Origin of the sequence: Legionella geestiana (genome assembly GCF_004571195.1) — a bacterium.
GTDB lineage: Bacteria > Pseudomonadota > Gammaproteobacteria > Legionellales > Legionellaceae > Legionella_B > Legionella_B geestiana.
Genome location: NZ_CP038271.1, coordinates 136,554 through 163,156, shown reverse-complemented (window position 1 = coordinate 163,156; position 26,603 = coordinate 136,554). Strand labels below are relative to the sequence as shown.

Genomic DNA, 26,603 nt, shown 5'->3' with positions numbered 1-26,603 from the left:
GAGTACTCCACGGTAACGAACATGGTAAACAACATGCAAGACAACCTGGTTGAAATATACGGTCTTAGCTTCAGGCGCGGTAACCGTGTCATTTTTGACGGGATTGACCTTTGCGTACCCCGTGGAAAAATTACCGCCATCATGGGCCCGAGCGGCAGTGGTAAAACAACGCTTCTGCGCCTTGTTGGCGCACAGCTCGTGCCTGATGCCGGTGAAATTTTTGTAAACGGGCGTAACCTGCAAAAGCTTCCCCGAGCCCGCCTGTATGAGGCGCGTCGTGAAATGGGGCTTTTGTTTCAGTCAAGTGCACTGTTTACGCACTTGAGTGTCTTTGATAACGTTGCATTTCCATTAAGAGAGCATACTGCGCTTAATAACAACATGCTGCGTGATATCGTTCTTATGAAGCTGGAGGCGGTTGGTCTGCGTGGCGCATCACACCTGATGCCCGCCGAACTGTCCGGCGGCATGGCACGCCGGGTAGCCTTCGCGCGCGCCATAGCACTTGATCCGTTGCTGATGATGTATGATGAGCCCTTTACCGGGCAGGACCCAATTTCCATGGGGGTACTGGTGCGACTTATTCGGCGTTTAAATGAACTGCTGCACACCACCACCATGATAGTCTCACACGATGTGGAAGAAACCTGCTCAATTGCCGATTATGTTTACCTCGTTGCAGGCGGGCGCATCATCGGACATGGCACGCCGCTTGAATTAAAACAGTCTGAAGACCCGCGCGTACACCAGTTCATGCACGGCGAAGCAGATGGCGTGGTACCGTTTCATTACCCCGCACGTCCCTATCTGGAGGAGCTGCTTGATGATTGACTGGCTGGAAAAACTTGGACACTCAGGCATGAATACGCTGCAGACGCTCGGGCGTTCGGCCTTTTTTCTGCCAGGGGTGTTTGCGCGTAAACCCAATATGCAAAGGCTCTGGCCGGAAGTGCGCATGCAGCTGCACTTTGTCGGCATGCTCTCGTGTGTAATTATTGTAGTTTCGGGGCTTTTTATCGGTATGGTGGTGGGTTTGCAGGGATACCACACGCTGCAAAAGTTTGGTGCGGCAAGCCAGTTGGGTCAGCTTCTGGCGCTGAGCGTAACACGGGAACTCGGGCCTGTTATCAGCGCCCTGCTGTTTGCCGGCAGAGCCGGTTCCGCCTTGACGGCAGAAATTGGCCTCATGAAAGCGACCGAACAGCTCGCGAGCATGGACATGATGGGCGTTGACCCCCTCGGGCGCGTCGTGTATCCGCGCTTTCTGGCAGGCCTTATTTCTCTTCCCGTACTCTCGTTGATTTTTTCAGCGGTGGCCATTTACGGCGGGTACTGCATCGGCGTTCACTGGCTGGGTGTTGATGGAGGCAGTTTCTGGTCCAATATGCAGAGTGCAGTTAATTTTCGCCTGGATATCTGGAGTGGCATTGTAAAAAGCATGGTGTTTGCGTTTGTCGTGGTATGGATAGCCGTGTTTCAGGGAATGGACTGTACGCCAACCGCGGAAGGCATCAGTCAGGCGACAACCCGAACGGTAGTGTATGCCTCACTGGCAGTTCTTGGGCTTGATTTTCTGTTGACGGCAATGATGATTGGGGGTTGGTGATGAAAAACAGACAACGGTACGTGGATGTCAGCGTTGGCCTTTTTATGGTGCTTGGGCTGCTTGCCCTGATGGTGCTCGTGATGAAAGTCAGCGGTATTTCTGCGCTGAATGCGGGTAAAACCTACGAGGTCAGCGCCGACTTCAGCGACATTGGCGGATTGAAAGTGCGTGCCCCGGTGACCGTTGCAGGTGTGAGGGTCGGAGAAGTGTCGCGCATTGAGCTCCAGCCTGGCGAGCTGAATGCCAGGGTAACGCTTCGCCTTCTGTCAGACAAGCCAATTCCGCGCGAAGACGCGTCTGCGCGCATTTTGACGGAAGGGCTTCTTGGGTCTAATTATGTCAGTATTGTACCAGGTTTTGACGATGACAGTGGCTCACACCCGTTTCTGCGTGAGGGCGATGTTATCGCTAAAACCCAGGAAGCCATAATCCTTGAAAATCTGATTGGGCAGCTGCTGTTTAACATCAAAAAATAGGTGAACCATGAAACTTTTAAAGCCCTTTCTTCTTATTCCGATGCTGATGTTTTGCGGCGCACTATGGGCCCAGTCTTCACCGGTTTTGATGCTCGAAACCTCTGCCAATGGCATTCTTAGCGACCTTAAACAGCATCAGGCAAGCCTCAAGACCAACCCGGCGGTTATCTCCCGCACCGTTGAACGCCATCTTCTGCCGCATGTGGATGTAGCCGGGATGTCGCGCTCGGTATTGGGGCGCACGGCATGGAACCGCGCAACGCCTGCAGAACGCGCCGCCTTTTCTAAAGCATTTACCCAGCTTGTGATTCGCACCTACTCAAGCCCGCTGGCTGAGTACTCTGGTGAGACCATAAAATTCGCGCCGCTTCGCACGATGCCTGAGGGACATTTTCTGCGCGTAAACAGCGTTATTGAGCGCCCAAACGGACAGCGCATCCCTCTGAATTACAGCCTGGTGCAAAAAGGTGGAGACTGGAAAATCTATGATTTGAGCGTGGAAGGAGTCAGCCTCCTGCAAAGCTTCCGTTCCCAGTTTGCAGAAGTTCTGCGCAATGAAAGCATGCAATCGCTCATCAATGCGATGCAGCGAACTAAAAAGGCGGCCTGAAAATGGCGAGCAAAGATTACGTACTGCCAGAGCAGCTTGCCTATGGCAATGCCGGTGAGGAGCGTGAGCGCCTCTCCCGCTGGGTAGAACAACAGGTTTCTGCGGATATCAGGCTTTCGCTTGCATCGGTATCATGGTGCGATACGGCAGGGCTTGCGCTTTTAATCGAAGCGCACCGAATTTGCCGCAAGAACGGCAAAACCCTGCAATTTCTTGCCATCCCGGAGCAGATTGCTTTGTTATCACGGTTTTGCGGTGTGGAATCTCTTTTACGTGGAAATGTGCAGGAACAGTAATGATTAGTAATGAGGAACTGGAGCAGCGGCTTCGTGACAGTGGTGATGTGATTTTTGTAAAAATGCAGGGGGATGGCTACCATTATCAGCTCGTTGTAGTGTCAGACGTTTTTGTGGGCAAAAGCCGTGTTGCACGGCAGCAGTGGGTGTATGCAAAGCTTCACGATTACATTGCAAATGGCAGTGTGCACGCACTCAGCATGCGCACTCTGACGCGTGACGAATGGGAGAAGGAACATGGATAAGCTCGTTATCCGCGGTGGGAAACCGCTTGATGGAGATGTGACAATCTCAGGTGCCAAAAATGCAGCGCTGCCAATTCTTGCGGCAACCCTGCTCGCCTCCGACAATACCCTTATCACCCGGGTGCCAAAACTGCAGGACGTTAAAACCATGATTAATCTGCTGCGCCAGATGGGAGCGCAGGCGGAGATGGATGAGGAAGGGCGCGTACAGATTAATGCGACAACCCTTTCTACCTGTGTGGCACCCTATGAGCTTGTAAAAACCATGCGCGCCAGCATTGTAGTACTTGGTCCTCTGCTCGCACGTTTTGGTGAAGCGGATGTATCGCTGCCCGGCGGATGCGCCATTGGTTCACGTCCCGTGAATCTGCACCTCAAGGCGTTAAAAGCGATGGGGGCAGACATTACTGTTGAAAACGGCTATATCCGTGCGCGCTGTCCCAATGGGCGCCTGACTGGGCGAACGGTCATGTTTGACACGGTCACGGTAACCGGTACTGAAAATATACTGATGGCAGCCGTGCTTGCAGAGGGTAAAACCGTTATTAAAAATGCCGCCCGTGAACCGGAAGTGGTTGATCTTGCGAATTTCCTGATAACGCTTGGTGCAAAAATCAGTGGTGCCGGCAGTAGTACCATTACGGTTGAAGGTGTCGAATTTCTAAGTGGCGGTGAATATGCCGTAATGGCAGACAGGATTGAAGCGGGAACCTACCTTGCCGCGGGCGCCATTACCCGTGGACGTGTCTGTGTGCGTGATGTGCGCCCGGAAACGCTCACCGCATTTCTTTGCAAGTTTGAGGATGCAGGGGCTGAGATTGTACGCGGTGATAACTGGGTTTCACTCAACATGCACGGCAAACGGCCAAAAGCGGTTGATATAGCGACAGCACCTTACCCGGCATTTCCAACAGACATGCAGGCTCAGTTCATGGCGATGAATACAATTGCTGAAGGTGTTGCATCCGTACATGAAACCATTTTTGAAAATCGCTTCATGCACGCGCCGGAATTACAGCGCATGGGTGCCCAGATTCAGGTGAATGGCAATATTGCAGTCATTAGCGGCGTTGACCATCTGACCGGAGCGCCAGTGATGGCGACAGATTTACGCGCTTCAGCAAGCCTTATCCTCGCAGGACTTGCCGCTCAGAGCGAAACCACTGTCGAGCGCGTGTATCACGTTGACCGCGGGTATGAGCGCATTGAAGAAAAGCTCTCGGGCCTTGGCGCAACCATTCGCCGGGTGAAAGGATCGTGATACAGCGTGACGCACTCTCCCGCTACCTTGATGAATTGCTGGCGTGCAGCAGCTTTTCAGATTACGCGCCAAACGGGCTTCAGGTTGAGGGGCGGGAGAACATTTCGAGAATCTGTACAGCAGTTACGGCAAACCGAGAAGTTATAGCGCGCGCCACAGAAGCGGGTGCAGATGCACTTATCGTGCATCACGGCTATTTCTGGCGCGGCGAAGACTTGAGGCTGACAGGACTTAAAGGTGCACGTATTCGTGCATTGTTTAGCGCCGGTTTATCGTTGTTTGCCTACCATCTGCCGCTTGACTGCCATTTGGAACTTGGAAATAACGCGCAACTGGCAAAACGGCTTCAGTTGCGTGACATCACCTGCCATCGTGCTGGAAATACGGATAATCTGTTATGGATGGGAACACTCACGCGCCCGATGACAGAAAAAGCGCTTTCGTCTGAATTAGCACGCGTTTTAGAGCGCGAACCTCTGTTTGCCGGGTTATCTGACGCCGCTTTTAGCCGTGTAGCACTTTGTACGGGTGCCGCTCAAGATTTTCTGAGTCTCGCGCATGCCCTTGGTGCTGATGCCTATATCAGTGGGGAAATTTCAGAGCGTACGTGGTACGAAGCTCATGAGCTTGGTATTGGATATTTTGCCGCCGGTCATCACGCCACGGAGCGCTTTGGCATTGAGGCGCTTGGGGAGCACCTCGCAGCACAATTTGCGTTAGAACACCAGTTTATTGATTCCAATAATCCAGTGTAATTGATGACACACCCTGATTGCCTACATCCTGCATGCATCAGTGGAGCTTGAGCTTTCAGCAGAGGATTCTCGACTTTCAAACAGGCTTTCTTCACCGCAATAGAGGGGTTTCTCAGCGAGAACCTCTCTCAGTTCAGCAAGGTAGGGCAGGGCTTGCTCGCTGTCTAATGACATAATGGCATCATAGGGCACGAGCGTTGTTTCTCCGGCAATATGAAAACGCAGAGATTGACTGGTTTCATCAATCTCCACTGCCGACTCAAACCCTTCTAATGCGGGTAAAGGCAAGGATGAAGATGACGACACGGAAGCGGAGAGAATGTCCGGTGCTGCGCTGTCTGGCATGGGCTTGAAGTAATCGGCTGCAACGAAACTGCCATCCAGCAAAGAATAACCGGGAACCGGTTTTTTGCCGTGCTGGCGGTAGTAGTATTCCAGCTGCGCCATATGAAATAAATGCCTTACCATTTTAACCCCGGTATCACAGGGCAGGCCAATCACAAAGCCCATGCCCTTGCCGGCGATTTCCCCAATCTTTGAACAGCCCTGGTACCCGGTAATGCCAAACATGGCGCCTGCTGTTATTGTGGCGTAGGGCGCTGCCACGAGCATCAGTCCTTTGCCGGCCGAAGGCACGGCAACCAGTGCAATTGAGGTGATTCCTGCGGCCATTGTGGAGTGCAGGGACATGGCCTTGGTGGAGTTTGCTGCAATGTGACCCAGCAGAACGCCCGCCGAACCACCGGCAATTTTTAGGGGCATGGAGAGTGCCGGTATCATCAGGTTTGTTATGGGGTAATTCCTTGCACTGAAGGACTCATCCAGTGCTCTGCACTCATCCTGGACATATTGCTGCAGTTTCAGAAATGTTTCCTCCCTCATCGCTGGAACCTGATGGGTTACTTCCGTACCATCATCAAGCACTTTTTTAACCCGAAGTGCATGAAGATTTTTGTTAATGGCAAGAAGTGCCGCGCCGTTTGAAAGATAAAGGCTTGCCGTACGAAGACAGGCAGCACGTGTCGCGTCATCCAGAGGGTTTGCAGGATTAATGTTCATTGCCGCTTTAATCAGGATATCCATCGCAGGCGATGAAAGCAGGTACTGCCCAATTTTACTGACAATGTACAGGTAAAAGGCAATCAGTACACGACAATGGGTATTCCAGGTGGCTTCATCAAGTGTTTCAGGCTCTGGTTTTGGCGTGGATTGACCTGGGTGCTGTATGCTCTCAGGCACGGGCAGATGCAAATTAAGCCCATAAATCCACTGCTCAAACATCAAACATTGCTCCCAGCGCGTCTTAACATCCTTCGCACCGAATATGGTGCTGATAGCATAAGGCTGCGGGGCCGTATCAAGATCGACTTTAGTAGTGTCGAGGTAATCTTTTTTAAGACGCAGGAGTTTTAAAGCAAAATCTTCTGGTAATCGGTAACTGTCGCCCATGGTTCACCTCTATTCCCTGGTTCACGTTAAACAATCCGAAACCCACAAGGGCTGTTGACAATGGGGCAATGCCACCGGCAACATGCTACTGCAAGTAGTGGACATCACTTCCATAATACGGAATCAATGTCAAAATGCAAGCAGGGTGCCAACTGGAGGCTGTAGTCAAATTTAATAACAGCAGATCCTGAGGGCTAACTGCATGTTTGGGATAAGGAAATTGGCAAGTAAAAAATGGGGTGCCATTTTGGCACTCATGCGTCCACAACAGTGGATTAAATCGGTGTTTGTATTGCCAGGGATGGTCTATGCCGGTATGCCACGCGATTTATTGCTGCCTGCAGTCGGCGCCTGTGTCGCGTTCGCACTGGTTTCGAGCGCGGTTTATATTATGAACGATGTGCGTGACCTTAAGGATGACTGTCTGCATCCCCGAAAAAAAAGTCGCCCGCTCGCATTAGGCCTTGTGACTGTGCGTCATGCTGTCTGCCTCGTGCTTTTCACACTCTTTGCAGGACTGGTTGCCGCAGTTGCCGTTTCATCGACGCTTTTTTACCTGCTGCTGGCCTATCTTGGACTCAGTGCGATGTACAACAACGGTCTGCGGCAGGTACCAGTGCTTGATGTTGTCTGTATTGCCTGCGGTTTTATGCTGCGTGTGCTTGCGGGAAGTATCGGTATCGGATTGCCGGTTTCGCGCTGGCTGCTCATTACTACAACGCTTTTAAGCCTTTGTATCGCGCTCTCAAAACGTCTGCTGGAAAAAGTGCTCTACAAGGACACCGCTGCGCGTTCCGTTCTCGCCTCGTATACACAAAAAGGACTCGACCGCGCGGTACTGATAACGGGATTGATGAGTTATCTGTCTTTTGTTGCATATACCCTGAGAGTGCATACGGGGGCTGTTGTTTTTTATCTGCCACTTTTGCCGGCAGCCTTCGGTCTATATCGGTTTATTACGATTCTTCACCAACATCCCCTGACAGATGACCCGATGCTCGTTTTTTTACACGACCGCGCATCCTGCCTGAATGCCCTGTTTTTTATTGCCCTTACCTTAATTGCGGTTGGGGGTTGAACATGCGTGAAAAAATTGTATTTTACGCACTTGTCGGAATGCTTGGGTTACTGACTGCATTCCAGCTTCAGGCGGTATGGCCGTTTGTTGTCGATGATGCATGGATTCCGCTGCGTTATGCAAAACATCTGGTGGCAGGCCTCGGCATCGTATGGAACCATGGAGAATCACCACTGGAGGGATTTTCATCTTTCAGCTTCATGCTCCTTGGGGCGGGGGCTCTGTGGCTTGGGCAAAACCCGCTCCTTTGGCTCAAAGTAGCCGGTACCCTTGGGCTACTGGCAACGCTTGCCGGCGTTTTTACGCTGACGCGCTTTTGGTTTCAGCGCATTCCCTCCCTGATACCAGTTTTCTGGCTGTTACTGTACCGTGGTGAGATGCTCTGGGCGGTAGGAGGGCTTGAAACCGCTGTCTATCAGGCGCTGTTAGTCTGGGCCACGGTCTTTGCCTTTCGTGCGGCTGGTTTTAACGCTTTTGCTAAAGCGCGCGATGCAATAAATCCTGCGGCTTTTATGGTTTGTGCCTTGATGCTTGCTGCAGGTGGCATGACGCGCCCGGAAACACCGGCATTCATGCTGCTTTTTGGTCTGTGGTTTTTATCAGACAAGTCGCTTGTAAGTACCTCTGAGGGAAGGCGCGGCATCCTTATGTTTACGCTCACACTGACGCTTGTGTGGGGGAGCTGGTTCCTGTGGCGCTGGCAGTATTTTAACGGTTTTTTCCCAAATCCTGTTTACTGTAAGGGCATTTCCGAGAGTCACTATGTACTGGCACACCGATATCTACGCCTCATTGGGATATGGCTGCTGCCCACGCTACCGATACTTTTTAAGTCCTTTGACCGACGATTTATTCTCCTTCTGGCGCCTGGTGTTTTCTACCTTATGGCACTTCTGCATGCCGAGGACATCGTAGCGTTTGATAACCGGCTTTTTCTACCCGCCTTCGCGCTCTTTCTACCTCTCCCGCTATTGGGTCTTGAAGCGTTTACTCGTCGTTTTTTGAGCCAGCGGGCGCCAAACGCCGTTCTGCTGGCAGTCGGTATTTTAACTGGCGTGCTCTGGATACCATCGCTCACACCAGCAGAATATCGGCATTATATTCAAAATCCTTTACAGCATGAACAGCTTCGCATTAAAACCCTTCAATGGATTCGCGCTCACAGCACGCCGCAAACACGGATAGTCATGGGTGACAGTGGTCAGATTCCTGCAGAAATTGACGCGGTTTTTATCGATTCTTTTTGTTTAAACAACCGCGTCATGGCGCGCATGCCTTTAAAGGTGCGTGCAGAAACATTTTGTAAGGATATACTCGCCACTAACCCTGATATGGTTATCGTGACCGAACTGATTATGAATGGTAAAACGCTTACGCTCGCCGTAGACAGGTGCCTTGCGGGCAGGCTTTCGCAAACAAAGGCGTGGAAAGAGGTGCGCGTTTTTAAAACATTGATGAGTCATAACTCCAGTTACCAGTATCGGATATACCAGCGAATGCCCGTAAAACCTGACCGTGCTGAAACAGTAAAAATGAGGTAAAATGCTTTTCTTTGAAAGTCATGGAGCGAGAAGGGATGCATAAACTGCTGCTGAAGATTCGGAAAAAATTGCCGGTTCTGGCGTTTGACGCGTTGGCGATTCCCTTTGCCTGGTTCGTGGCTTATGGCCTGCGTTTTGGGGGCTGGCACATTCCTGTACATTTTACCGCGCACTGGATGAAGTCACTGGGCGTGCTGTTTGTGCTTCAGATGGCGTGCTTTTACCATTTTCGTGTGTATCGGGGCGTATGGCACTTTTGCTCGCTGAGTGATTTATCGCGTATCCTTAAAGCAGCGCTTGCGGCACCCCTGCTGGCAGTGCCGCTCCTTTATCTCTGTTCCTTTCTTGAAGGCCTGCCGCGCTCCATTCTGCTGCTTTATTCCATGGTGCTGATTCTAACGCTTGGAGGCGCGCGCCTCATTGCACGCTATCACCGCGACCAGCTGAGTGCCGTGCGCAAAAAGGCAGCTGATGCCGAGCGGGTCATAGTGATTGGTGCCGGACACGCCGGAGAGGGGCTCGTGCGTGAACTGAAGCGAACCGCGCGCTACGTCGCAGTCGGCATTGTGGATGATAACCCGCGTAAAAAAGGGCTCGAAGTACACGGAGTGCGGGTTTTAGGCAGCATCAAAGACCTGCCACGCCTGGTTCAAGAGCTCAATATCACGCTGATTTTTATTGCAATGCCTGCGGCAGGTTCGGTTGCGATGCGGCGCGTTGTCGCACTTTGTGAAGCGAGCCGGGTGCCGTTTCGAACCCTTCCAGGCCTTCGTGCGATTGCCTCGGGGCGTGTTGAAATTAATTCGCTTCGCAATGTTAACATCGAAGATTTGCTCGGGCGCGATGAGGTCTCGCTCGAGTGGGATCGCATTGGAGAAGCCGTTTCTGGAAAGCGCATACTGGTTACCGGAGGCGGTGGTTCCATCGGTTCGGAGCTTTGCCGGCAGGTACTCGCGCTGAATCCAGCTGAGATTGTGGTGCTCGATCATGCCGAATACAATCTTTACCGCATTGAAATGGAACTCAGAGGACGCTTTCCGGCGGCACGCATTATTCCAGTCCTTGCGAGTGTAACCGATAAAAACCTCATAAATGAGATTTTTCAGGACTATCGACCGCAGACTGTCTTTCATGCGGCGGCCTACAAGCATGTACCGTTGCTTGAGCATCAAGTGCCGGTGGCAATTAAAAACAATATCACCGGAACCCGCATAGTGGCCGAGGCCAGTGTGCAGGCTGATGTGGAAAAGTTTGTTCTTATTTCAACGGACAAGGCTGTTAATCCTACCAATGTCATGGGGACGACCAAACGGGTGGCGGAGATTTTTTGCCAGAACCTTAATGCCCGCGTCAAAACCCGCTTTGTAACGGTTCGTTTTGGTAATGTACTGGGGTCAGCCGGCAGTGTGGTACCACTCTTTAAAAAGCAGCTGCGGCAGGGCGGGCCGTTGACCGTAACGCATCCTGATATGGCGCGTTATTTCATGACGATTCCTGAAGCATGCCAGTTGATTCTTCAGGCCATGGTGAATGGTAATGGGGGAGAGATTTTTGTACTTGATATGGGAGAGCCCGTCAAGATAAGCTACCTTGCCGAACAGATTATCCGGCTTGCCGGCAAAGAGCCCGGGCGCGATATTCAGATTGAATACACTGGTCTGCGTCCCGGTGAAAAACTCTTTGAGGAATTATTTCATCCTTCAGAAAAACTGCAGCCTACCGCTCATGAGAAGCTTTTTATGGGGCAGTTTCGAGAAATACGCTGGGACGAATTACAGGACACACTGCAACAGATAGACAGCGCTGCCAACACCCATAATGTGGAAGCGATGCTGTCGCTGCTGCAGCAGCTGGTTCCGGAATATCACCGCGCGGCTGACGGGAAGGAGGCTCGCGTTAAAGAGGCGGTTGTTTAAGGGGAACATCACATGCTGCACCAGTTTGCTACACGCGGCGGAATACAGATAGAGTGTGAAGAAACCCCGATAGTGTATGAGGGTGCCATTGAACCGCTGGTTTCACGCCTCGATGGTCTGCGTGGAGGCGTTTTTGCCTCTGGTTTTGAGTTCCCGGGGCGCTATACGTCGTGGGACATCGGTTTTTGCAATCCGCCACTCAGCATGGTCTGCCAGGAAAAGAGCCTGCGTTTTGAAGCCCTCAATCAACGTGGTGAGGTGCTTCTTGCCATACTGACACCGGTACTTGAAAGCTGTGTTTTTTTGCACAGACATTCAGAGACCAGCACCGTATCTCTGTGGGATGTTGTTCAAGGCTCAGGCGAGTTCTCTGAAGAAGCGCGCAGCCGTCAGCCTTCAGTATTTGAAGTACTGAGAGCGTTGCTTGCTCACCTTTTTACGGAAGAAGATGCCTGCCTCGGGTTTTACGGGGCTTTTGGTTACGATCTTGTTTTCCAGTTTGAACAGATTAAAAAGAAAAAGCCGCGAGAGGCGCATGCACGCGACATGGTGCTGTATTTTCCTGATGAAATTATCGCGGTTGACCACCGTCGCGAAGTAGCCTCTGTTCGGCGCTATGAATTTCGACACCTCGGCAAATCCACGCAGGGTCTCGCGCGTGATGGTGATTTTACGCCCTGGATGGGGGGGAACGCCCCTGAACAAAAGGGTGATCATGCGCCGGGAGAATATGCAGGAGTTGTCGCTGAGGCGAAAACGCGTTTTGCCCGTGGCGACCTTTTTGAAGTGGTTCCCAGTCAGACTTTTTATGCAGCCTGTAAAGACGCGCCAAGTGCGCTTTTTACCCGTATGCGCCGTCAAAATCCTTCTCCCTATGGGTTTTTCTTAAACCTTGGAGAGGGCGAGTATCTGGTAGGTGCTTCGCCTGAAATGTATGTGCGAGTGACGGGCAAAAGGGTAGAGACTTGTCCAATTTCCGGTACCATTCGCCGCGGAAGCGATGCAATTGAGGATGCGCACAATATCGAAACGCTCCTTGCTTCCCCAAAGGAAGCCTCTGAACTCACCATGTGTACGGATGTAGACCGCAACGATAAGTCACGTGTGTGTGAGCCTGGCAGTGTGCGGGTCATTGGCCGGCGCCAGATTGAAATGTATTCGCGGGTGATTCATACGGTTGATCACGTTGAAGGAACGCTTCGTAAAGAGTTTGACGCAGTGGACGCCTTCTTAAGCCATATGTGGGTAGTGACAGTAACCGGGGCGCCCAAGCTATGGGCCATGCAGTTTATCGAGGATTACGAAAAGTCGCCTAGACGCTGGTACGCCGGTGCGGTCGGCTGGTTTGGTGTAAACGGCAACCTGAATACCGGCCTTGTTTTACGAACGGTACGAGTGGAAGCCGGAAGGGCCGAAGTACGCACCGGCGCAACCCTGCTTTTTGATTCTGACCCCGTTGCTGAAGAACAGGAAACTCGTCTTAAGGCTTCCGCGTTTCTGGAGATGCTACAATCGGATGCGCTGCCGGTTCGAGCATCGGGGTATTCGATGCCCCAAAACGGATGTGGAAAACGTGTGTTGCTTGTTGATCATGAAGACTCTTTCGTGCATACACTCGCCAACTACCTGCGACAGACTGGTGCAGATGTGCAGACCGTTCGGCATCAGTTCGCACACACCTGGCTCACGCGTGAAACCTTTGACTGGGTTGTGCTCTCGCCAGGCCCTGGCCGCCCGTCTGATTTTAAGCTCGAAAAAACCATTGCCATGGCACTCGAGAAGAACGCCGCTCTTTTTGGCGTGTGTCTTGGATTACAGGGTATTGTTGAGTATTTCGGTGGATGTCTTGGGGTGCTTGATTACCCGGTTCATGGAAAGGCTTCAACCATTCGCGTCCTTAAAAATCCAGGGCTTTTTGATGGGCTGGGGTCGCACTTTACCGCAGGTCGTTACCATTCACTTCACGCCACAAGCGTTCCAGAGGTTCTTGAAGTGACCGCAGAAACGGAGGACGGAATTGTCATGGGGGTATCGCATCGAACGCTTCCAGTGCATGCACTGCAGTTTCATCCTGAAACCATTCTTTCGCTGAAGGGGGCTGCGGGTCTTCGGATTATGGGAAATCTTTTCACGATGAAGGACATGCGGCATGCGTGAAAAACTCCTCTCAGTCTATGGGATGTCCATCCTCCTTGGCGTACTGACGGGGCTTGCCGGCTCCGGGTTCGAGGCCGCGATTGCTGCCAGTATTCATCTGATTGATGCCCTGTTTCAGGTCCTCAAAGCGCATGGTATTGCGGTTTTACCTGTTTCAGCCTTCCTGTCGATGCTACTGACAGTCGGCGCTTTCCTGCTGGTGTCGCATTTTGCTCCTGAAGCGGCCGGCAGTGGGGTTCAGGAAATCGAGGGCAGTCTGCTGCACCTTCGTCCGTTGCGCTGGATGCGAGTGCTTCCGGTTAAGTTTGTGGGAGGTGTCTTAGCCATCAGCGCGCGTCTTGTTCTTGGGCGTGAAGGACCCACTATTCAGATGGGAGGCGCGCTGGGTGCGTTCATCAGTGACGCATGGCGGCTGTCGCCGCTCAGGCGCGATGGCTTTGTGGCAGCAGGTGCCGCCGCGGGGCTTGCCACGGCATTTAACGCGCCGCTTGCCGGCATTCTTTTTGTTATCGAAGAAATGCGCAATCAATTTGATTATTCGTTTACGCATTTCAAAATGGTCGCTATCACCTGTGTGGCGGCAACGCTTACCAATAATTTCCTGCTGGGAAGTGGTCCTGCCATCAGTATGCCGGTGTTTGCACAGAACGATTTTCCAGCTCTTGGGCTTTTTTTTCTATTTGGCATACTTGCAGGTTTTGTCGCGCTTGGTTTTAATCATGGGCTCATGGGGCTATTACAGCGTATGGATTGCCTTGGTAAACGCGGGCGCCTTGTCTTTGCAGCCACAGTTGGGCTGATTGCCGGGCTGCTTGCACCCTTGGTACCGGATGCCGTTGGCGGCGGGTATACATTAATTGAAGAAACACTTGGCGTTACATTATCGCTTCAGGTGCTGCTTATGCTCTTTGCCGTACGTTTTGCCATGACACTGCTTTCTTACGGCACAGGCGTTCCCGGAGGGGTCTTTGCGCCACTCCTTGCATTGGGAACACTGCTTGGTGTCATGGCCTCCCTTGTCTTTGGCTGGCTTTTTCCGGGAATCGTCATGCATCCAGGTATTTTTGCCGTATGTGGGATGGCCGCGTTATTTTCAGCCTGCGTGCGCGCACCCATTACGGGCATTGTGCTGGTTGTTGAGATGACCTGGAATTATGCGTTGATTTTTCCGCTGCTGATTGTCTGCCTGACCTCTACCACCATCATGCAACTTGCGAAAAACGGCCCGCTCTACACCCAGCTTCTCAGGCGTACACTTAAAAAAGGCCCCTGATGATGGTCCTAATCAGTTCAGGGGCGAATACGCTTGAAGAGGCGATTGAAGTGTTGACACTCGATGAAGCCGCCGCCCGCGTAAAACCGCTTTTTTCCCAGCTGTTTGTTAAGAGTAATGCCGCACTTTGTTGCCCGGGGATTTTAGTCCGATAATCAGGCAGCAATGACAGTATTGCTTCAGGAAGACCAGATGTCATAGCTATTTGTGAGACATCAATATTAAATGGTTTTTCTCTGCAATTTTTTGCGGTCTCGCTAATGGCTGCATGCAGGTTCTTAAAGAAAATCCGTGTCTTCGCTTCGTTAATTGGAGGGGTGTATGCTTCTATAACATCAGCGCACGCCGTAACAATAGTATCCGTTACCTCTAAAAGTTCGGGGCACGCGCTGAATTTCATTTCGAGATACGTGCAGCACTGTGTTAAATCAAGTTCGCGGCATAGTGCCAACAGATGAGCAAATCCATAGATTCTCACCAAATCATCCAGATACCGCGTGTTTTTGTGTGAAACGTTATCAGGCGTTGCTTTAGTGTGCAAAAGCGCACTTACCAATAGTCTGTCGGCATTTGGCAGGAAATAGGCAAGCGCCTTTATTGAATCAGATGGCGTATATTTCTTAATCGCGGTCTTTAACCGATTCGCTACGTAATCGGTAAAAAATGGCTTTTCAAGCTCTGGCCACACAAAGGTGTTGTCTGTGACGCTTAGAATCGCCTGTAGAGCATTATCAATCTCAAGATTTAAACCAAAATTGTCTTGATGGATATGGTGCAGAATAAGCTGAGCGGCAATGCTTTGTAATCGCTCCGGTGCATAGTGATGTATGATGCCAAAAATCCACTTATAGGCATCGTTATAGCATTCAATATCGTACAGAGACTGCGGCTCAAGAAACTGTGATACTAATTTTTCTTTATCAGGAGTCGTATCAATCATGTTGAAAACATCGATGTCACTTTTTTCCGTACCAGACAGCAGCATGAGAACCAGTCTGACGTAATCAGTGCCCAATATCGGGGATGCATTGAGACCTGTCAGTACGCTTCTTAAGAGCATCAAAAATTCTTCGGGACTCTGTCGATGCAATTCACTAAAGATAACTTTCAAACGATGTGAAGGGATCATTTGAAACAGGTTTAAGAGAGGCCCCTCATAGTTTTGCATTAACGTGATGGCGGTCAGGCATAATTCCTCGTTGTTTCTGACAAAAGGATATTCGAGACTCTTCGCAAACCCTCTCTGATAGCGAAACAAATCAGCAAGCAACTGAGCTCTTAATCGCGTATCTTCCGGTAAGAAGGAGGCCAGTTTCATATAAAGCGTATCTTGTGAAAAATACGCGAGTGGAAAAGATGTCCATCTCAATAAGTCATTAATGGCCATAAAAACTTTAATACTGGCTGGAGCCTTTTCCAGAAAAAAGCGTTTTAGCACGTTTTCAGAAAGCCCCGGAACATGTTTTTCGCTGATAAAAAAAGCCCGGTCCAACTCGCCTAATGCCGCACCCGAGCGTCCCTTTTGAGTGGTCAAATCATGAAGTACGGCCTCGAGACAGCCGTAAAGAACAGTCTCCCATTTATCAGGATGAGAAAGCCAGGGATTTATTGCGGATGAAAGACTGACTCGTGTGTCAGAAACACTTGAGGTTGAACTTCTGGTCGCCGGGAATCTCGAATACACGATTGTTACACCAAAAAGAATAAACAATTCACCCCAGTGTTTGAGTGGAATCTTTTCAAACATCTGCAGAACACACTCCGCGCTATCGGGACACTCCAACGCGGCTTGCAGGTGATTGAGGGCGTAAATATCCCGTTGCCGTTCATCATGGGTTAGTGTTTGATTATCTAAAATGTGCTCCAGGCATGTTAAATCGCTTTCCAGACTGTCACACGCATCTTCAGCGACACACCATTGTTCATTTTCTGCATATTGATGCGTGGCAGGGCTTAATATTTTTAACTGGGCTATTATCCGCCTCGGAAATAAGGTTGAAAAATTATCAGCCTTTTGAGCATCAAACAATTTTTTGAGAATAATGAGTGCCTGCTTTTGGTCTATCAGGAGTGTTGATAGTATTTTGTTTTGGAATTGTTCATCCACGGCCATATACACTGTAATAAATTCTTCAGGTGTAAATGAGGCATTAATCAGGTGGTTGATGAATAGCACTGCCATCCTGTCATAAAAATCATCTGGCACGAGCGCCACAGACAGCCTGCTGAAAAAATCATTTATCGGTGTACTGCTCTGGCTTTTGGGTAGTATTAGAATCGCTTTAAGGATATCGATAATGTGAATGGGATTATGCTCAATCCACCAGGAAAATAAATCACTGTTTATTGCGTCAAACGCGTAGTAGTTTCTCGCATAAAAAGCAGCTGATAAAAAGGGGGCTAATTGAGTTCCCGCGGAAGGTATTGCCTTAACCGACACACTGGGTGCCCATGAAAACACGCCTTTAGAATCTTGTTTATCAGCTTTCGCAATATAATCAAGGCAATAATGAAAACAAAGACTTGTAGTCGCATCAGTAGACGATACACCGGTAGATTTGACAAGCTGTACCAGATGCCGGGTCAACATCTTTGAGGCATCAAACCCATGACTGGCATAAATTTTGGCGATGGCTTGAATACAGCCGGAGTACTGCACAATCACGGGAGTAACTGCCTCCGTGTTAAAGCATGTCTTGATTAGAAATTTTTCAAACACCTCAGTGTTGAAAGGAGGTATACTTCTTCGAGGTGTTTTCCATGCATATCCAAATTGGGCTGAATACAGAGCCTCATAATGTTCAATGGTTTGCAAAGACAGGTCTATACCTTCAGGTAATTCGCTGTAAAGCTGTGTGATGGCATCTTCGGCCGCTCGCTTGCCGTAGAGTGTGTTGTAAGCGCTGTCATTAACATTAACTGCATTCTCAGAGAACGTGACACACAGGGTTCTGGAACCGTCTCCAAGGTCTATTAATGACAGAAAAACATCGGAACCACTGCTGCAAGCCTGTTGGCTTAAAAGGGAGTCTGCACGCGCTATCCTTTCACTGATTAAGGATTTTTGATGTGAAGCGGATGGAGCTGTATTGATGGCTCTATCATATAAAGCAACCAGCACCCGTGACCGGTTTAACCCTTTAATGCTTATTTTCATACTGAAACCCTTGCAAAAATCCTTAACACATCCGCCATCACAAAATGGTCCACACCCTGTCTGGCGAGATAATGCGTTAATACGCGGTTGATGACAAGTTATAGCTTAGGTGAGTTGTGAAACATGAAGTACTCAAGGGCTTTCTGATTTTTGTGAGTGGTTTCGTATCCATTTCAAAAGTTCTTGAAGCGGCATGGGTTCTGCGTAAAAATGCCCCTGAATGCTGTTGCACCCCCATTCACGAAGCATTACTGCCTGAGCGTCTTTTTCAACACCTTCTGCAACCGTCTTAAAACCAAGAGCGTGTGATAGTTGTATTGCACTTAAGACGAGCGTTGCATCATCTTCGCTGATTTCGATGGCACCAACAAAAGAGCTGTCTATTTTAACGCTCGACAACGGCAGTTTTTTCAGGAGATGAATCGAGGAAGCACCCACCCCAAAATCATCCAGAGAGAACGCTATACCAAGGCTTTTTAATCCGCGCATGACTTCCAGTACGCTTTCGAGATTTTCTATAAACGCGGTTTCCGTCAATTCAAAGGCAAGCTGCCCCGGGCTGATGGAATATTTCGTCAAAAGCTGCTCGATGCGCTCTGCAAACCCAGGAGCCGTAACCTGTTTGACCGAAAGATTAACGGAAAGTGGGATATTCGGGTTTATCTGAATAATATCCTGATACTCCTGAAGGGCTTTCTCCAGAATGCGGTTGCCAAGGGTGTGAATATAGCCGCGGTCTTCAGCGAACCGAATAGATTTTCTCAACGGCAGCAGGCTCAGGGTATCGCCGTGCCAGCGAAGGAGTGCTTCAATGCCGGTAATTTCTCCAGTTTTGGCATGAATAATCGGCTGGTAGTAGAGCGTAAAATCTTCATCATCGATAGCGCGACTCATTTCCGCACTGATACTCTGGTTTTCATTCCCGTTTGAATGAATGCCGGGCGTATAAAAACTGTAGGTGGATTTTCCCGTTTTTTTAGCCTGATACATGGCCAAATCTGCATGACGAACGAGGGTTTCAGGATTAATACCATCCTCAGGGTACATGGCAACGCCGATGCTGAGTGAGGTTTTAACCTGTTCATCACGAATTTTGAGCGGTTTTTTGAAAGTTTCAAGGATGCGATGGATAATAATGACAATATCTTCATGAGTATTTACATCTTCGAATATAAGACCAAACTCATCACCGCCAATACGCGCTAGAAAATCAACATCTCGCAGGTGGGGTGAGAGAATATGCGGCAATTCTGTCAGCAGTTTATCACCGTAAGCGTGTCCCCAGGTGTCGTTTATCAATTTGAAATTATCAGCATCCATAAAACACACGCCAAAACGGGTCTTGTTACGCTGGGCGCGCGCAATGGCAAGCTCCATTTGTCTGAAAAAACTCGTGCGATTAGGAAGGCCTGTTAGTGCGTCGTTGTGGGCGAGCTGCTGCAGCTGATTTTCAGTTTCAACCCGCTCACTGATATCGCTGAAAATAATCGCAGCTCCTCTTACCGTTTTTTCAATCACTATCGGGATACAGGTATACTCAACCCATAAGGTTTCATTGTCATTTTTAAGAAACATGGCCTCACGCTCACGTATGAGCGTTTTTTCATGGATGGCGCGGTAAAAAGGTGCCTCAGGAGCGGAGGGTGCCGCCGCATTTTGATGCAGGATAACTGCCAGTGGTTCATCGCGCAGAGCCTCACAGGAATACTGGAGCATGCGTTCTGCCGAGGGATTCACAAAGGTAATGCGATAATCCGTGTCAATCCAGAGTATCCCCTCACCTGCGGCATTAAGTAACAGCATGTTTTTGGCTTTTTCCGTGCGTAATTGCAGCGTTTTGGCATCTGCAAGGTATTGCAGCAGGTAACGCTGACCATAGAGTATCTGCAGCGTTATGCTCATCAGGGCACAAAAGAACAGGGTTGCGGCAAGTGATGACCAGACATACCATGAATATTCACTGCCCATGTAATTTGGGGAAGAACGAACATGAAAAGTTATGGTTTTTCCGGAAGTGATGTGCTGCAGTGTTAGCGTAAACAGTTTTTTTTCGGCCGCGGATTCAGGCGAATTCCACACAAAGAGGGGGGTCTTGCCTGCAAAGATGCTGAGGCTTGAAAAATGGCTGAAATTATCAAAAAGGGCTTTCATGATGTCAGGATTGAGCGTTTTAACGGTACTTAAATCCTGCAGCTCCTGAAGCCTGTCAAACTGGTGGCGGGCTGTGGCCTCAAACTTTGTTTGTACACGTTCAAATTCTGCGTTTCTGTAAAAAATGTGTGCGACTATTACAATTAAAAACGTCAGGCACAACGGACAAAGCACCGGAAGAATCCGACTTCGCCAGATTTTTGCGGGTTCAGCAAATGCGATAAGAAAAATTGGGGTAAAAAGGAGAATGCCGATGCTGTCGCCCGTCCACCATGTAAACAAGTTAGTGGGAAGGTTTTCGGCACTTATCTTGCCAATCAGATAAAGGCCCGTGTTGCTGAAGGTAGTGGCAACAACGGAAGATACGGGGCCTGTCAGCATGGCGAACACCAGAATGTCGCGAGGCAGGTGCAGCGGGTTGTCAAAACCCACAAAGCGCTTCACAAGCCAGTAGCCAAATGCCGCCTGAAGGCTGGCGCCGGTTCCGGTTATGAGACCCGCCGCGATATTGGTGCCATCGATTAATTGGCCGGAAAGCTGAAAACTGACACAGGTATTCAGGATTAGCGAGCCGAGAAAAACACCGGGCAATGCCCGTAATCCCCAGACAAGAAGGGCACTCAAGGCAATCCCGGAAGGGGCCCATATTGCAGTGGCATAACCCGGTGGCACAGAAAGCATCAGCCCCAAAAACCCGCTTGTCGCGTAGAGGACTATGACTGCAAGGTTATACCAGACCATGCTGGCTGTAGCATCCGTTGCTCTCAAAGTCGTTTCCGTTATATTGAAGGCGACCTCATGGACAAGCGCAAACCAACCTTCATTAAGATGTTTCTGTTTTCAGTGTAGTGTATTGTCAGCCGAAATGCCTGTTTTAAGAGCTGCGAAGGGGCGGGCATACAATGATTTTTCCAAAATGCCGACTGTCTTGCAGGCGTTGATGCGCCGACGCCAGTTCGTCAAACGGAAATACTGCATCGATTACCGGCTTAATGGCGCCTTCCTGCAGGGCCGGCCACCATCGGTTGATGGCGCGCGTAAAGAGCATGGCTTTTTCGTCTGCCGCCTGAGAACGCAGGACAAACCCCTGCAGGCACAGGCGTTTTTGCACCAGACGCGCGAGGTTAAACGTGCACTGGTGGTTTTGCATACAGGCAATTTGTATGAGACGCCCGCACGACTTCAGCAGTCGGAGGTGTTTATCGACGTAATCACCACCGATGAAATCCACAGCAACGTCTACGGATGATTCTCCGCAGAGGCTCAGAAAATCCTCAGTTGTATGATTGATGGCACGGTGTGCACCATACTGGAGTGCTTTTTCACATTTTTCGGGATGGTTGGCCGTTGTAATGATTTGCGCCCCAATGAGGCGCGCCATCTGTATGGCAAGGGAGGTGATGCCGCTGCCAGCGCCATGCATGAGCAGTGTTTCCCCGGATTTAAGCGCGCCGAGCTCAAAAACCGTAGCGTGCGCGGTGACCAGCGCCTCGGCAAGGGCCGCGGCCTCGATAAACGACCATCCGCGTGGAATCGGGCGCACAAGGCGGGCATCGGCAAGGCAGTATTCCGCACAGGCTCCGGCTGCAACAAGTGCAAATACCGCGTCATTCTCTGAGAAGTTGCAAACATTTTCACCAACTGCCGCAATCCTGCCCGCACACTCAAGCCCTGGTGTACTGACACTCCCCGGAGGTGGCGGATATTTACCCTGCCGCTGCAGGATGTCGGCACGGTTTACGCCAAACGCTTCTACTCGGATGAGCACCTCATGCGCACCACAGACCGGTCTCGGTTTTTCCATGAGGCATATTTCATTCTCAGGCCCTGGAGCCAGGATTTCTGCAGCCAGCATAAAGGTGCTCCTTGGCAGATGCAATGGTATGTATTTGGTAACCATTCACCACGTTAACCGAAAAGCCATATTTGGCGCATCTTGTGCGAACGCATTACAAAAAACTACTCACATACCGGTGTATGCTGCGCTTTTTTTGTAATGCGTTCGCACAACCTGTGCTCAAATCTGACTTTTCCCCTAAAGCATTCAAAATATGGTGAATAGATACTGTATTTAAAGATATACTGGCACATTGGTGCAGAGGAGAAAAGCATGAACACCAACGTGACAGCATTACGCGATGCGGATGCGCCGGTTTACAGTTACTGGCAGGCAGTATGGATGTCTTTTTTTTCGCCACGCCTTTATGTCGATGTCGGCAAGCGCTGGAAGGGGCTTGGGCTTGTTTATTTCCTGCTGCTCACTGCTGTTGCTGCCATTCCGGTAGCGGTTCATGTTGGCGTGCGCTTCAATGCCTACTTTGATAATACCGTTTTAAAGCCCCTCGAAAGCCTACCGCCACTTTACATACAGAATGGAAGTGTTGTGGTAGACAGACCCATGCCATGGCGTATTACGGGTGAAGATGGCAAGGTGGTTGGAGTTATCGATACCACCGGTAAAATCACCAGTTTTTCAGATACAGACCCCGGAACCACTTTTCTGGTCACTAAAAACCGCCTTATGCTGCAATTTCCCCAACCTCATTTTTTTGATAATTTCCCGCTTGAATATGGAGCCGCACGTGAAATTCAGCTGCCGCTTGATGATGCAGGCAGTCAGATGTTTGTCGTTAAGGACTGGGCGGATCAGAGTGGTCTTGGCAGCATTAAGTGGTTTTCAATGATTACCATTTACCCGATTCTTGTCGGTGTCATTTACTTTTTCTTTTTGTTAATGATGCTGTCTGTCAGCCTCATTGGACAGCTGATGTCATCCCTTTTTCTGCGCTTTCAGCTGACATGGCCGGTGGCCTCACGCCTTGTGATGGTCGCAGTAACTCCGGCAATGCTCGCCTTCATGACGTTAATTGCACTGAACATCTATTTTCCTGGCATAGGGTTTTTAATGGTGTGCATATTTGCAATTTATTTCTTTTTTGGGGCCATCGCACTTAAGCGTGAAAGTATGGGAATCGCACTCGGGTGAAGCACATTATTCATTTTGCGCACGGAAACGGCTTTCCTTCTTCCTGTTACCGGGCCATGCTTGATGGCCTGCGCAAGGCGTACACCGTTATTGATATTGACCAGGTGGGGCATGACCCTCGTTTCCCGGTTGCTGACAACTGGGATGCGCTGGCGCTTGAAGTACTGCAGAGCGTTCGCGACCAGAGTAACGAGCCAGTCATCGCCGTCGGGCATTCGCTTGGTGGCGTACTTAGTCTGCTTGCCGCAATCGAGGAGCCTGAGCGTTTTAAGGCCATAATCATGCTCGACTCACCGCTGCCAGGTCGTCTCAAATCGAATGTAGTCCATATCGCCAAGGTGCTTGGACTTATTGACCGAATCACGCCCGCGCACCGTACGCGCCTCAGGCGCGTGCACTGGCCTACACGCCGCGAGGCTGAAAACTACCTTAAATCCCGTGAGCTTTTTCGCCGCTTTGCGCCCGAATGCTTGAACGATTATATAGAATTTGGCATGCAGCACGATGAGAACGGATACAGCCTGCGTTTTGACCCGGGCGTTGAATACCGGATTTTTCGTACCATTCCGCACATTCTCCCGCGCCACGAAAAGGCACTTAAGATACCAGGGCTTTTGATTTGCGGCTCAGAGAGTAACGTTGTCACACCCTTTGACAGACGTTACATGCAAAAATACTTTAATATTCCATCGGTTGTCACAAAGGGGACGCACATGTTTCCGATGGAGCACCCAAAGCTTGCGGCTCAAGAGATTCTGACAGGCATAGATGCTATATTTAACAGGTGAGTTCTCGTTTTATGATGCAAACTGCAAATGTTGCGGTCTGAGGTTTACGGCGTGCTGTATTTAAAACTGGTGGTTGAAAGGAGAAAAGGATGCTTGGTATCGCGGGTATAGTCGCTCTGATGTTTTTGATTGCCCGAAGGGCGAGCATGGTTGTTTTTACACTTGCAACAGCCGCTTACTTCCTGCTGCTCACTTTTTTTTCAGAGCCCGGGCACGCGGCAATGACTGTCATGTGCGTGATACTGCTTGTGCTCGTGGTTTTCTCCATCCCGATTATCCGACGCAATCTGATTACCCGGCTGTTTTTTAATCAGGCGAGAAAAGCCGCTCCTTCCATGTCTGACACTGAGCGTGAAGCGCTTGAAGCAGGCACTGTCAGCTGGGAGGGTGACCTTTTCAGTGGTGACCCTGATTTTGGCGCACTTCTGCGCCACCGTGCGGTTGCGTTTACGCCCGAAGAGCAGGCGTTTATAGACGGTCCGCTCAAAACTCTCTGTCGCATGCTGGATGAATGGGAAATCACGCATGAGCTGACCGATTTACCCGCTGAGGTGTGGACGTATATTCGCGAGAACGGATTTCTAGGAATGATTATTCCGAAACGCTATGGAGGTCTTGAGTTTTCAGCCACAGCGCAGATGTCCGTGCTGGTTACTCTCTATGGCCGCTCAGCCAGTGCGGCCACTACGGTGGCGGTCCCAAATTCACTGGGGCCTGCTGAGCTTCTGCTCAAATATGGTACTGAAGAGCAAAAAAACTATTATCTGCCGCGCCTCGCGGATGGTCGTGAAATTCCATGTTTTGCATTGACGGGTCCAAACGCCGGTTCGGATGCAGCCTCACTCCCCGATACCGGGGTCGTGTGCCGTCAGGAAGTGGATGGAAAAATGATTACCGGTATTCGCCTGACATGGAACAAGCGTTATATTACGCTGTGTCCGGTAGCCACCGTGATAGGACTCGCGTTTCGGCTTTATGACCCCGAAAATATTCTCGGAAAAGGTACTGATGTCGGTATCAGCTGTGCACTGATTCCGGCGGATACCAAAGGTGTAATACGTGGACGAAGACACTTTCCTCTGAACATAGCCTTCATGAATGGCCCGACTTCAGGAAAAGACGTGTTTGTGCCAATAGACTGCCTGATTGGAGGCACGGAAATGGCCGGCCATGGCTGGCGCATGCTGATGGAATGCCTGAGCGCCGGACGTGCCATCAGTCTGCCTTCCAGTGCCAGTGGCGGCGTCCAGGCGGCAGCACTGGCCTGTGGCGCGTACGCACGGGTACGTCGCCAGTTTAATGTGGCCATCAGCCAGTTTGAGGGTATTGAAGAACCCCTGGCGCGCATTGCCGGCAATGCCTATCTGCTTGACGCAGGGCTTACCATGGCCTGTGCGGCCATTGATCAGGGAGCCAAGCCGGCAGTGGCAGGGGCCATTCTCAAATACCACACCACCGAGCGTGCGCGCCGCATATCCTGCGATGCCATGGACATCCATGGGGGGAAGGGCATTTGCCTTGGCCCAAACAATTACCTTGGCCGCGGTTATCAGAGTGCTCCTATTGCCATTACCGTTGAGGGCGCAAACATTCTCACACGTTGTCTGATTATTTTCGGACAGGGCGCCATCCGCTGTCATCCATATGTGTTTCGTGAAATGGAAGCGCTTCGAGAAGGCAGGCTTCAGGATTTTGACAAGGCATTCTGGGGGCATGTGGGATTTGTGTTCTCTAATCTTATGCAAACGATTTGCTATCACTTCACGGATGGTCGAGGCAGTCATGTGCCCGGCGGCAAGACCGGACGTTACTTTCAAAAACTGAGACGTAAAAGTGCGAATTTTGCGCTCCTTTCTGATCTGTCAATGGCACTCCTTGGTGGCAGTCTAAAGCGGCGCGAAAGCACCTCGGCACGCCTTGGTGACATGCTTAGCACCATGTATCTCGCATCTGCCGTATTAAAGCGTTTTCACACAGACGGCGAGCCGGATGGTGATTTACCCCTTGTCCACTGGTCCTGCCAGCAGCTGTTTCAGGAATACGATAAGGCGCTTAGTGTCTGTATTCGTAACTACCCTGTCAAGTGGGCGCGTCCGCTGTTACGACTACTGTTGCAGCCTTTTGGCGTGCGTGAGCATGGCCCCTCTGATGCCCTTGGGAAAGTGCTTGCAAATATACTGACGCGTCCCAATCACACACGTGCCCGTCTGACACGCCATGTCTTTTCCGAACCCCTTGAGAACTGTCCGCTTGGCAGACTGGAGGCGACATTTCACGCATTATGTGCGGTGGAAGACCTTGAGAAACGTGTCGTGCGAGCGCACCGTGAAGGAAAAGTTGATGGGCTTGTGCTGCTTGAACAGATTGACGATGCCGTTAAAAAAGGGATTCTCGATGACGATGAAGGCCACCGCCTGCGAGAAGTAGAGCGTTTGCGCCAGCAGGTCATTGCTGTTGATGATTTCAGTAATGCCGAGCTGGCGCGCACTGGTTTAAGGCGATAAACGAGGGGGCCTCTGGTTGCCCTCGAGGGTTTTGGCAATGCGCTCATAGAGCGTATCAAAGCGCGTATCTTCCCAGCTTTTACAGGGTTTTTGAGCACTCACCGGCTGAAGCTTCACGGTCTCAGTCGCGTTTGGCTGATGCACGAATGGTTGAGTGGGTTTGGCAAAGGCGCTGATGCTGCCAGTGAGCAGCATGCCAGCAATAATCATGGTACGTTTCATGATGGCACTCCTGCAGAAATCATAGACATCTTCACGGATGCTTTAACGCGTGTCAAGAGGCTGTTACGCCTTCAGGTATGGTCTGTTTTGATGATTAAAAAACGGTTGGCATGCATTTTCAGGAGAGAATTT

The 26,603-nt window shown here is 50.4% G+C and carries 21 protein-coding genes; 16 read left to right on the top strand and 5 right to left on the bottom strand.

Annotation, left to right across the window (positions count from 1 at the left end; genetic code table 11):
• The first annotated feature begins 33 nt into the window (after nt 1-33).
• From E4T54_RS00755 to E4T54_RS00720, 8 genes are read left to right on the top strand one after another with little or no spacing between them, the layout of a single operon-like run.
• Nucleotides 34-831 (top strand): ATP-binding cassette domain-containing protein, encoded by a 798-nt coding sequence (locus E4T54_RS00755; RefSeq protein ID WP_028386561.1) that lies wholly within the window; start codon nt 34-36, stop codon nt 829-831.
• Nucleotides 824-1,606 carry a lipid asymmetry maintenance ABC transporter permease subunit MlaE gene (gene mlaE, locus E4T54_RS00750; protein ID WP_028386560.1) on the top strand — a complete coding sequence of 261 codons (783 nt, stop codon included), beginning with the start codon at nt 824-826 and terminating at the stop codon, nt 1,604-1,606. The genes E4T54_RS00755 and mlaE overlap by 8 nt, the downstream gene beginning before the upstream one ends.
• Nucleotides 1,606-2,082 carry an outer membrane lipid asymmetry maintenance protein MlaD gene (mlaD, locus tag E4T54_RS00745; RefSeq protein WP_035902359.1) on the top strand — a complete coding sequence of 159 codons (477 nt, stop codon included), beginning with the start codon at nt 1,606-1,608 and terminating at the stop codon, nt 2,080-2,082. Before mlaE ends, mlaD begins: the two co-directional genes overlap by 1 nt.
• Before the next feature lie 7 nt (nt 2,083-2,089).
• Nucleotides 2,090-2,692: an MlaC/ttg2D family ABC transporter substrate-binding protein gene (locus E4T54_RS00740; protein ID WP_028386558.1), complete on the top strand. Its 603-nt coding sequence runs from the start codon at nt 2,090-2,092 to the stop codon at nt 2,690-2,692.
• Between the two features lie 2 nt (nt 2,693-2,694).
• Nucleotides 2,695-2,988, top strand: a complete 294-nt coding sequence (locus E4T54_RS00735) for an STAS domain-containing protein (protein WP_051550928.1) — start codon at nt 2,695-2,697, stop codon at nt 2,986-2,988.
• A complete protein-coding gene (locus tag E4T54_RS00730) occupies nt 2,988-3,233 on the top strand; it encodes a BolA family protein (RefSeq protein ID WP_028386557.1) in 246 nt (81 codons plus the stop codon). Before E4T54_RS00735 ends, E4T54_RS00730 begins: the two co-directional genes overlap by 1 nt.
• Nucleotides 3,226-4,494: a UDP-N-acetylglucosamine 1-carboxyvinyltransferase gene (gene murA / locus E4T54_RS00725; protein WP_028386556.1), complete on the top strand. Its 1,269-nt coding sequence runs from the start codon at nt 3,226-3,228 to the stop codon at nt 4,492-4,494. The genes E4T54_RS00730 and murA overlap by 8 nt, the downstream gene beginning before the upstream one ends.
• Nucleotides 4,491-5,249 (top strand): Nif3-like dinuclear metal center hexameric protein, encoded by a 759-nt coding sequence (locus tag E4T54_RS00720; RefSeq protein ID WP_028386555.1) that lies wholly within the window; start codon nt 4,491-4,493, stop codon nt 5,247-5,249. Before murA ends, E4T54_RS00720 begins: the two co-directional genes overlap by 4 nt.
• A gap of 21 nt (nt 5,250-5,270) precedes the next feature.
• Here the strand turns inward: E4T54_RS00720 and E4T54_RS00715 are convergent, their stop codons facing one another.
• Entirely contained in the window at nt 5,271-6,698 is a 1,428-nt protein-coding gene (locus E4T54_RS00715) for a hypothetical protein (RefSeq protein ID WP_028386554.1), read from the bottom strand.
• Nucleotides 6,699-6,918: 220 nt separating this feature from the next.
• Between E4T54_RS00715 and E4T54_RS00710 the strand changes: the two genes are divergently transcribed.
• Genes E4T54_RS00710 through clcA form a run of 5 tightly spaced genes read left to right on the top strand, consistent with a single transcriptional unit; the run spans nt 6,919 to nt 14,663 of the window.
• The gene (locus E4T54_RS00710) at nt 6,919-7,776 is read left to right on the top strand and encodes a UbiA family prenyltransferase (protein ID WP_028386553.1); all 858 of its coding nucleotides are present in this window, start codon (nt 6,919-6,921) and stop codon (nt 7,774-7,776) included.
• A gap of 2 nt (nt 7,777-7,778) precedes the next feature.
• On the top strand, nt 7,779-9,317 hold the full coding sequence (locus tag E4T54_RS00705; RefSeq protein ID WP_051550926.1) for a hypothetical protein: 1,539 nt from the start codon (nt 7,779-7,781) through the stop codon (nt 9,315-9,317).
• 35 nt (nt 9,318-9,352) lie between these two features.
• Nucleotides 9,353-11,233: a polysaccharide biosynthesis protein gene (locus E4T54_RS00700; RefSeq protein ID WP_051550925.1), complete on the top strand. Its 1,881-nt coding sequence runs from the start codon at nt 9,353-9,355 to the stop codon at nt 11,231-11,233.
• A 12-nt stretch (nt 11,234-11,245) separates the two neighbouring features.
• Entirely contained in the window at nt 11,246-13,390 is a 2,145-nt protein-coding gene (locus E4T54_RS00695; RefSeq protein WP_028386552.1) for an anthranilate synthase component I, read from the top strand.
• Nucleotides 13,383-14,663: a H(+)/Cl(-) exchange transporter ClcA gene (gene clcA / locus E4T54_RS00690; RefSeq protein WP_028386551.1), complete on the top strand. Its 1,281-nt coding sequence runs from the start codon at nt 13,383-13,385 to the stop codon at nt 14,661-14,663. Before E4T54_RS00695 ends, clcA begins: the two co-directional genes overlap by 8 nt.
• On the opposite strand, the gene E4T54_RS00685 is transcribed toward clcA, so the two are convergent.
• The 3 genes from E4T54_RS00685 to E4T54_RS00675 all read right to left on the bottom strand — a co-directional run bounded on the left by E4T54_RS00685 (nt 14,647) and on the right by E4T54_RS00675 (nt 21,826).
• Nucleotides 14,647-17,820, bottom strand: coding sequence for a hypothetical protein (locus E4T54_RS00685; RefSeq protein ID WP_028386550.1), 3,174 nt, complete (start codon nt 17,818-17,820; stop codon nt 14,647-14,649). The genes clcA and E4T54_RS00685 overlap by 17 nt on opposite strands.
• 132 nt (nt 17,821-17,952) lie before the next feature.
• On the bottom strand, nt 17,953-20,739 hold the full coding sequence (locus E4T54_RS00680; protein WP_147278593.1) for a bifunctional diguanylate cyclase/phosphodiesterase: 2,787 nt from the start codon (nt 20,737-20,739) through the stop codon (nt 17,953-17,955).
• A gap of 106 nt (nt 20,740-20,845) precedes the next feature.
• Nucleotides 20,846-21,826, bottom strand: a complete 981-nt coding sequence (locus E4T54_RS00675; protein ID WP_028386549.1) for an NAD(P)H-quinone oxidoreductase — start codon at nt 21,824-21,826, stop codon at nt 20,846-20,848.
• Between the two features lie 255 nt (nt 21,827-22,081).
• On the opposite strand from E4T54_RS00675, the gene E4T54_RS00670 reads away from it, so the two are divergent.
• The 3 genes from E4T54_RS00670 (at nt 22,082) to E4T54_RS00660 (ending at nt 26,249) form a co-directional block, all read left to right on the top strand.
• Nucleotides 22,082-22,957, top strand: coding sequence for a DUF1189 family protein (locus tag E4T54_RS00670; RefSeq protein ID WP_028386548.1), 876 nt, complete (start codon nt 22,082-22,084; stop codon nt 22,955-22,957).
• On the top strand, nt 22,954-23,745 hold the full coding sequence (locus E4T54_RS00665) for an alpha/beta fold hydrolase (RefSeq protein WP_028386547.1): 792 nt from the start codon (nt 22,954-22,956) through the stop codon (nt 23,743-23,745). The genes E4T54_RS00670 and E4T54_RS00665 overlap by 4 nt, the downstream gene beginning before the upstream one ends.
• 89 nt (nt 23,746-23,834) lie before the next feature.
• Entirely contained in the window at nt 23,835-26,249 is a 2,415-nt protein-coding gene (locus E4T54_RS00660) for an acyl-CoA dehydrogenase (RefSeq protein WP_035902318.1), read from the top strand.
• On the opposite strand, the gene E4T54_RS00655 is transcribed toward E4T54_RS00660, so the two are convergent.
• Entirely contained in the window at nt 26,238-26,471 is a 234-nt protein-coding gene (locus E4T54_RS00655) for a hypothetical protein (RefSeq protein ID WP_028386546.1), read from the bottom strand. The two genes, E4T54_RS00660 and E4T54_RS00655, sit on opposite strands and share 12 nt — an antisense overlap.
• Nucleotides 26,472-26,603: the final 132 nt, after the last annotated feature.

What these genes read in the sequence shown, in the direction of transcription:
- mlaD (WP_035902359.1), top strand. Translation starts at nt 1,606, where the DNA reads ATGAAAAACAGACAACGGTACGTGGATGTCAGCGTTGGCCTTTTTATG.
- E4T54_RS00730 (WP_028386557.1), top strand. Translation starts at nt 2,988, where the DNA reads ATGATTAGTAATGAGGAACTGGAGCAGCGGCTTCGTGACAGTGGTGAT.
- E4T54_RS00715 (WP_028386554.1), bottom strand. Translation starts at nt 6,698, where the DNA reads ATGGGCGACAGTTACCGATTACCAGAAGATTTTGCTTTAAAACTCCTG.
- murA (WP_028386556.1), top strand. Translation starts at nt 3,226, where the DNA reads ATGGATAAGCTCGTTATCCGCGGTGGGAAACCGCTTGATGGAGATGTG.
- E4T54_RS00705 (WP_051550926.1), top strand. Translation starts at nt 7,779, where the DNA reads ATGCGTGAAAAAATTGTATTTTACGCACTTGTCGGAATGCTTGGGTTA.
- E4T54_RS00685 (WP_028386550.1), bottom strand. Translation starts at nt 17,820, where the DNA reads ATGAAAATAAGCATTAAAGGGTTAAACCGGTCACGGGTGCTGGTTGCT.
- E4T54_RS00660 (WP_035902318.1), top strand. Translation starts at nt 23,835, where the DNA reads ATGCTTGGTATCGCGGGTATAGTCGCTCTGATGTTTTTGATTGCCCGA.
- clcA (WP_028386551.1), top strand. Translation starts at nt 13,383, where the DNA reads ATGCGTGAAAAACTCCTCTCAGTCTATGGGATGTCCATCCTCCTTGGC.
- E4T54_RS00675 (WP_028386549.1), bottom strand. Translation starts at nt 21,826, where the DNA reads ATGCTGGCTGCAGAAATCCTGGCTCCAGGGCCTGAGAATGAAATATGC.
- E4T54_RS00700 (WP_051550925.1), top strand. Translation starts at nt 9,353, where the DNA reads ATGCATAAACTGCTGCTGAAGATTCGGAAAAAATTGCCGGTTCTGGCG.
- E4T54_RS00670 (WP_028386548.1), top strand. Translation starts at nt 22,082, where the DNA reads ATGAACACCAACGTGACAGCATTACGCGATGCGGATGCGCCGGTTTAC.
- E4T54_RS00735 (WP_051550928.1), top strand. Translation starts at nt 2,695, where the DNA reads ATGGCGAGCAAAGATTACGTACTGCCAGAGCAGCTTGCCTATGGCAAT.
- mlaE (WP_028386560.1), top strand. Translation starts at nt 824, where the DNA reads ATGATTGACTGGCTGGAAAAACTTGGACACTCAGGCATGAATACGCTG.
- E4T54_RS00755 (WP_028386561.1), top strand. Translation starts at nt 34, where the DNA reads ATGCAAGACAACCTGGTTGAAATATACGGTCTTAGCTTCAGGCGCGGT.
- E4T54_RS00695 (WP_028386552.1), top strand. Translation starts at nt 11,246, where the DNA reads ATGCTGCACCAGTTTGCTACACGCGGCGGAATACAGATAGAGTGTGAA.
- E4T54_RS00740 (WP_028386558.1), top strand. Translation starts at nt 2,090, where the DNA reads ATGAAACTTTTAAAGCCCTTTCTTCTTATTCCGATGCTGATGTTTTGC.
- E4T54_RS00655 (WP_028386546.1), bottom strand. Translation starts at nt 26,471, where the DNA reads ATGAAACGTACCATGATTATTGCTGGCATGCTGCTCACTGGCAGCATC.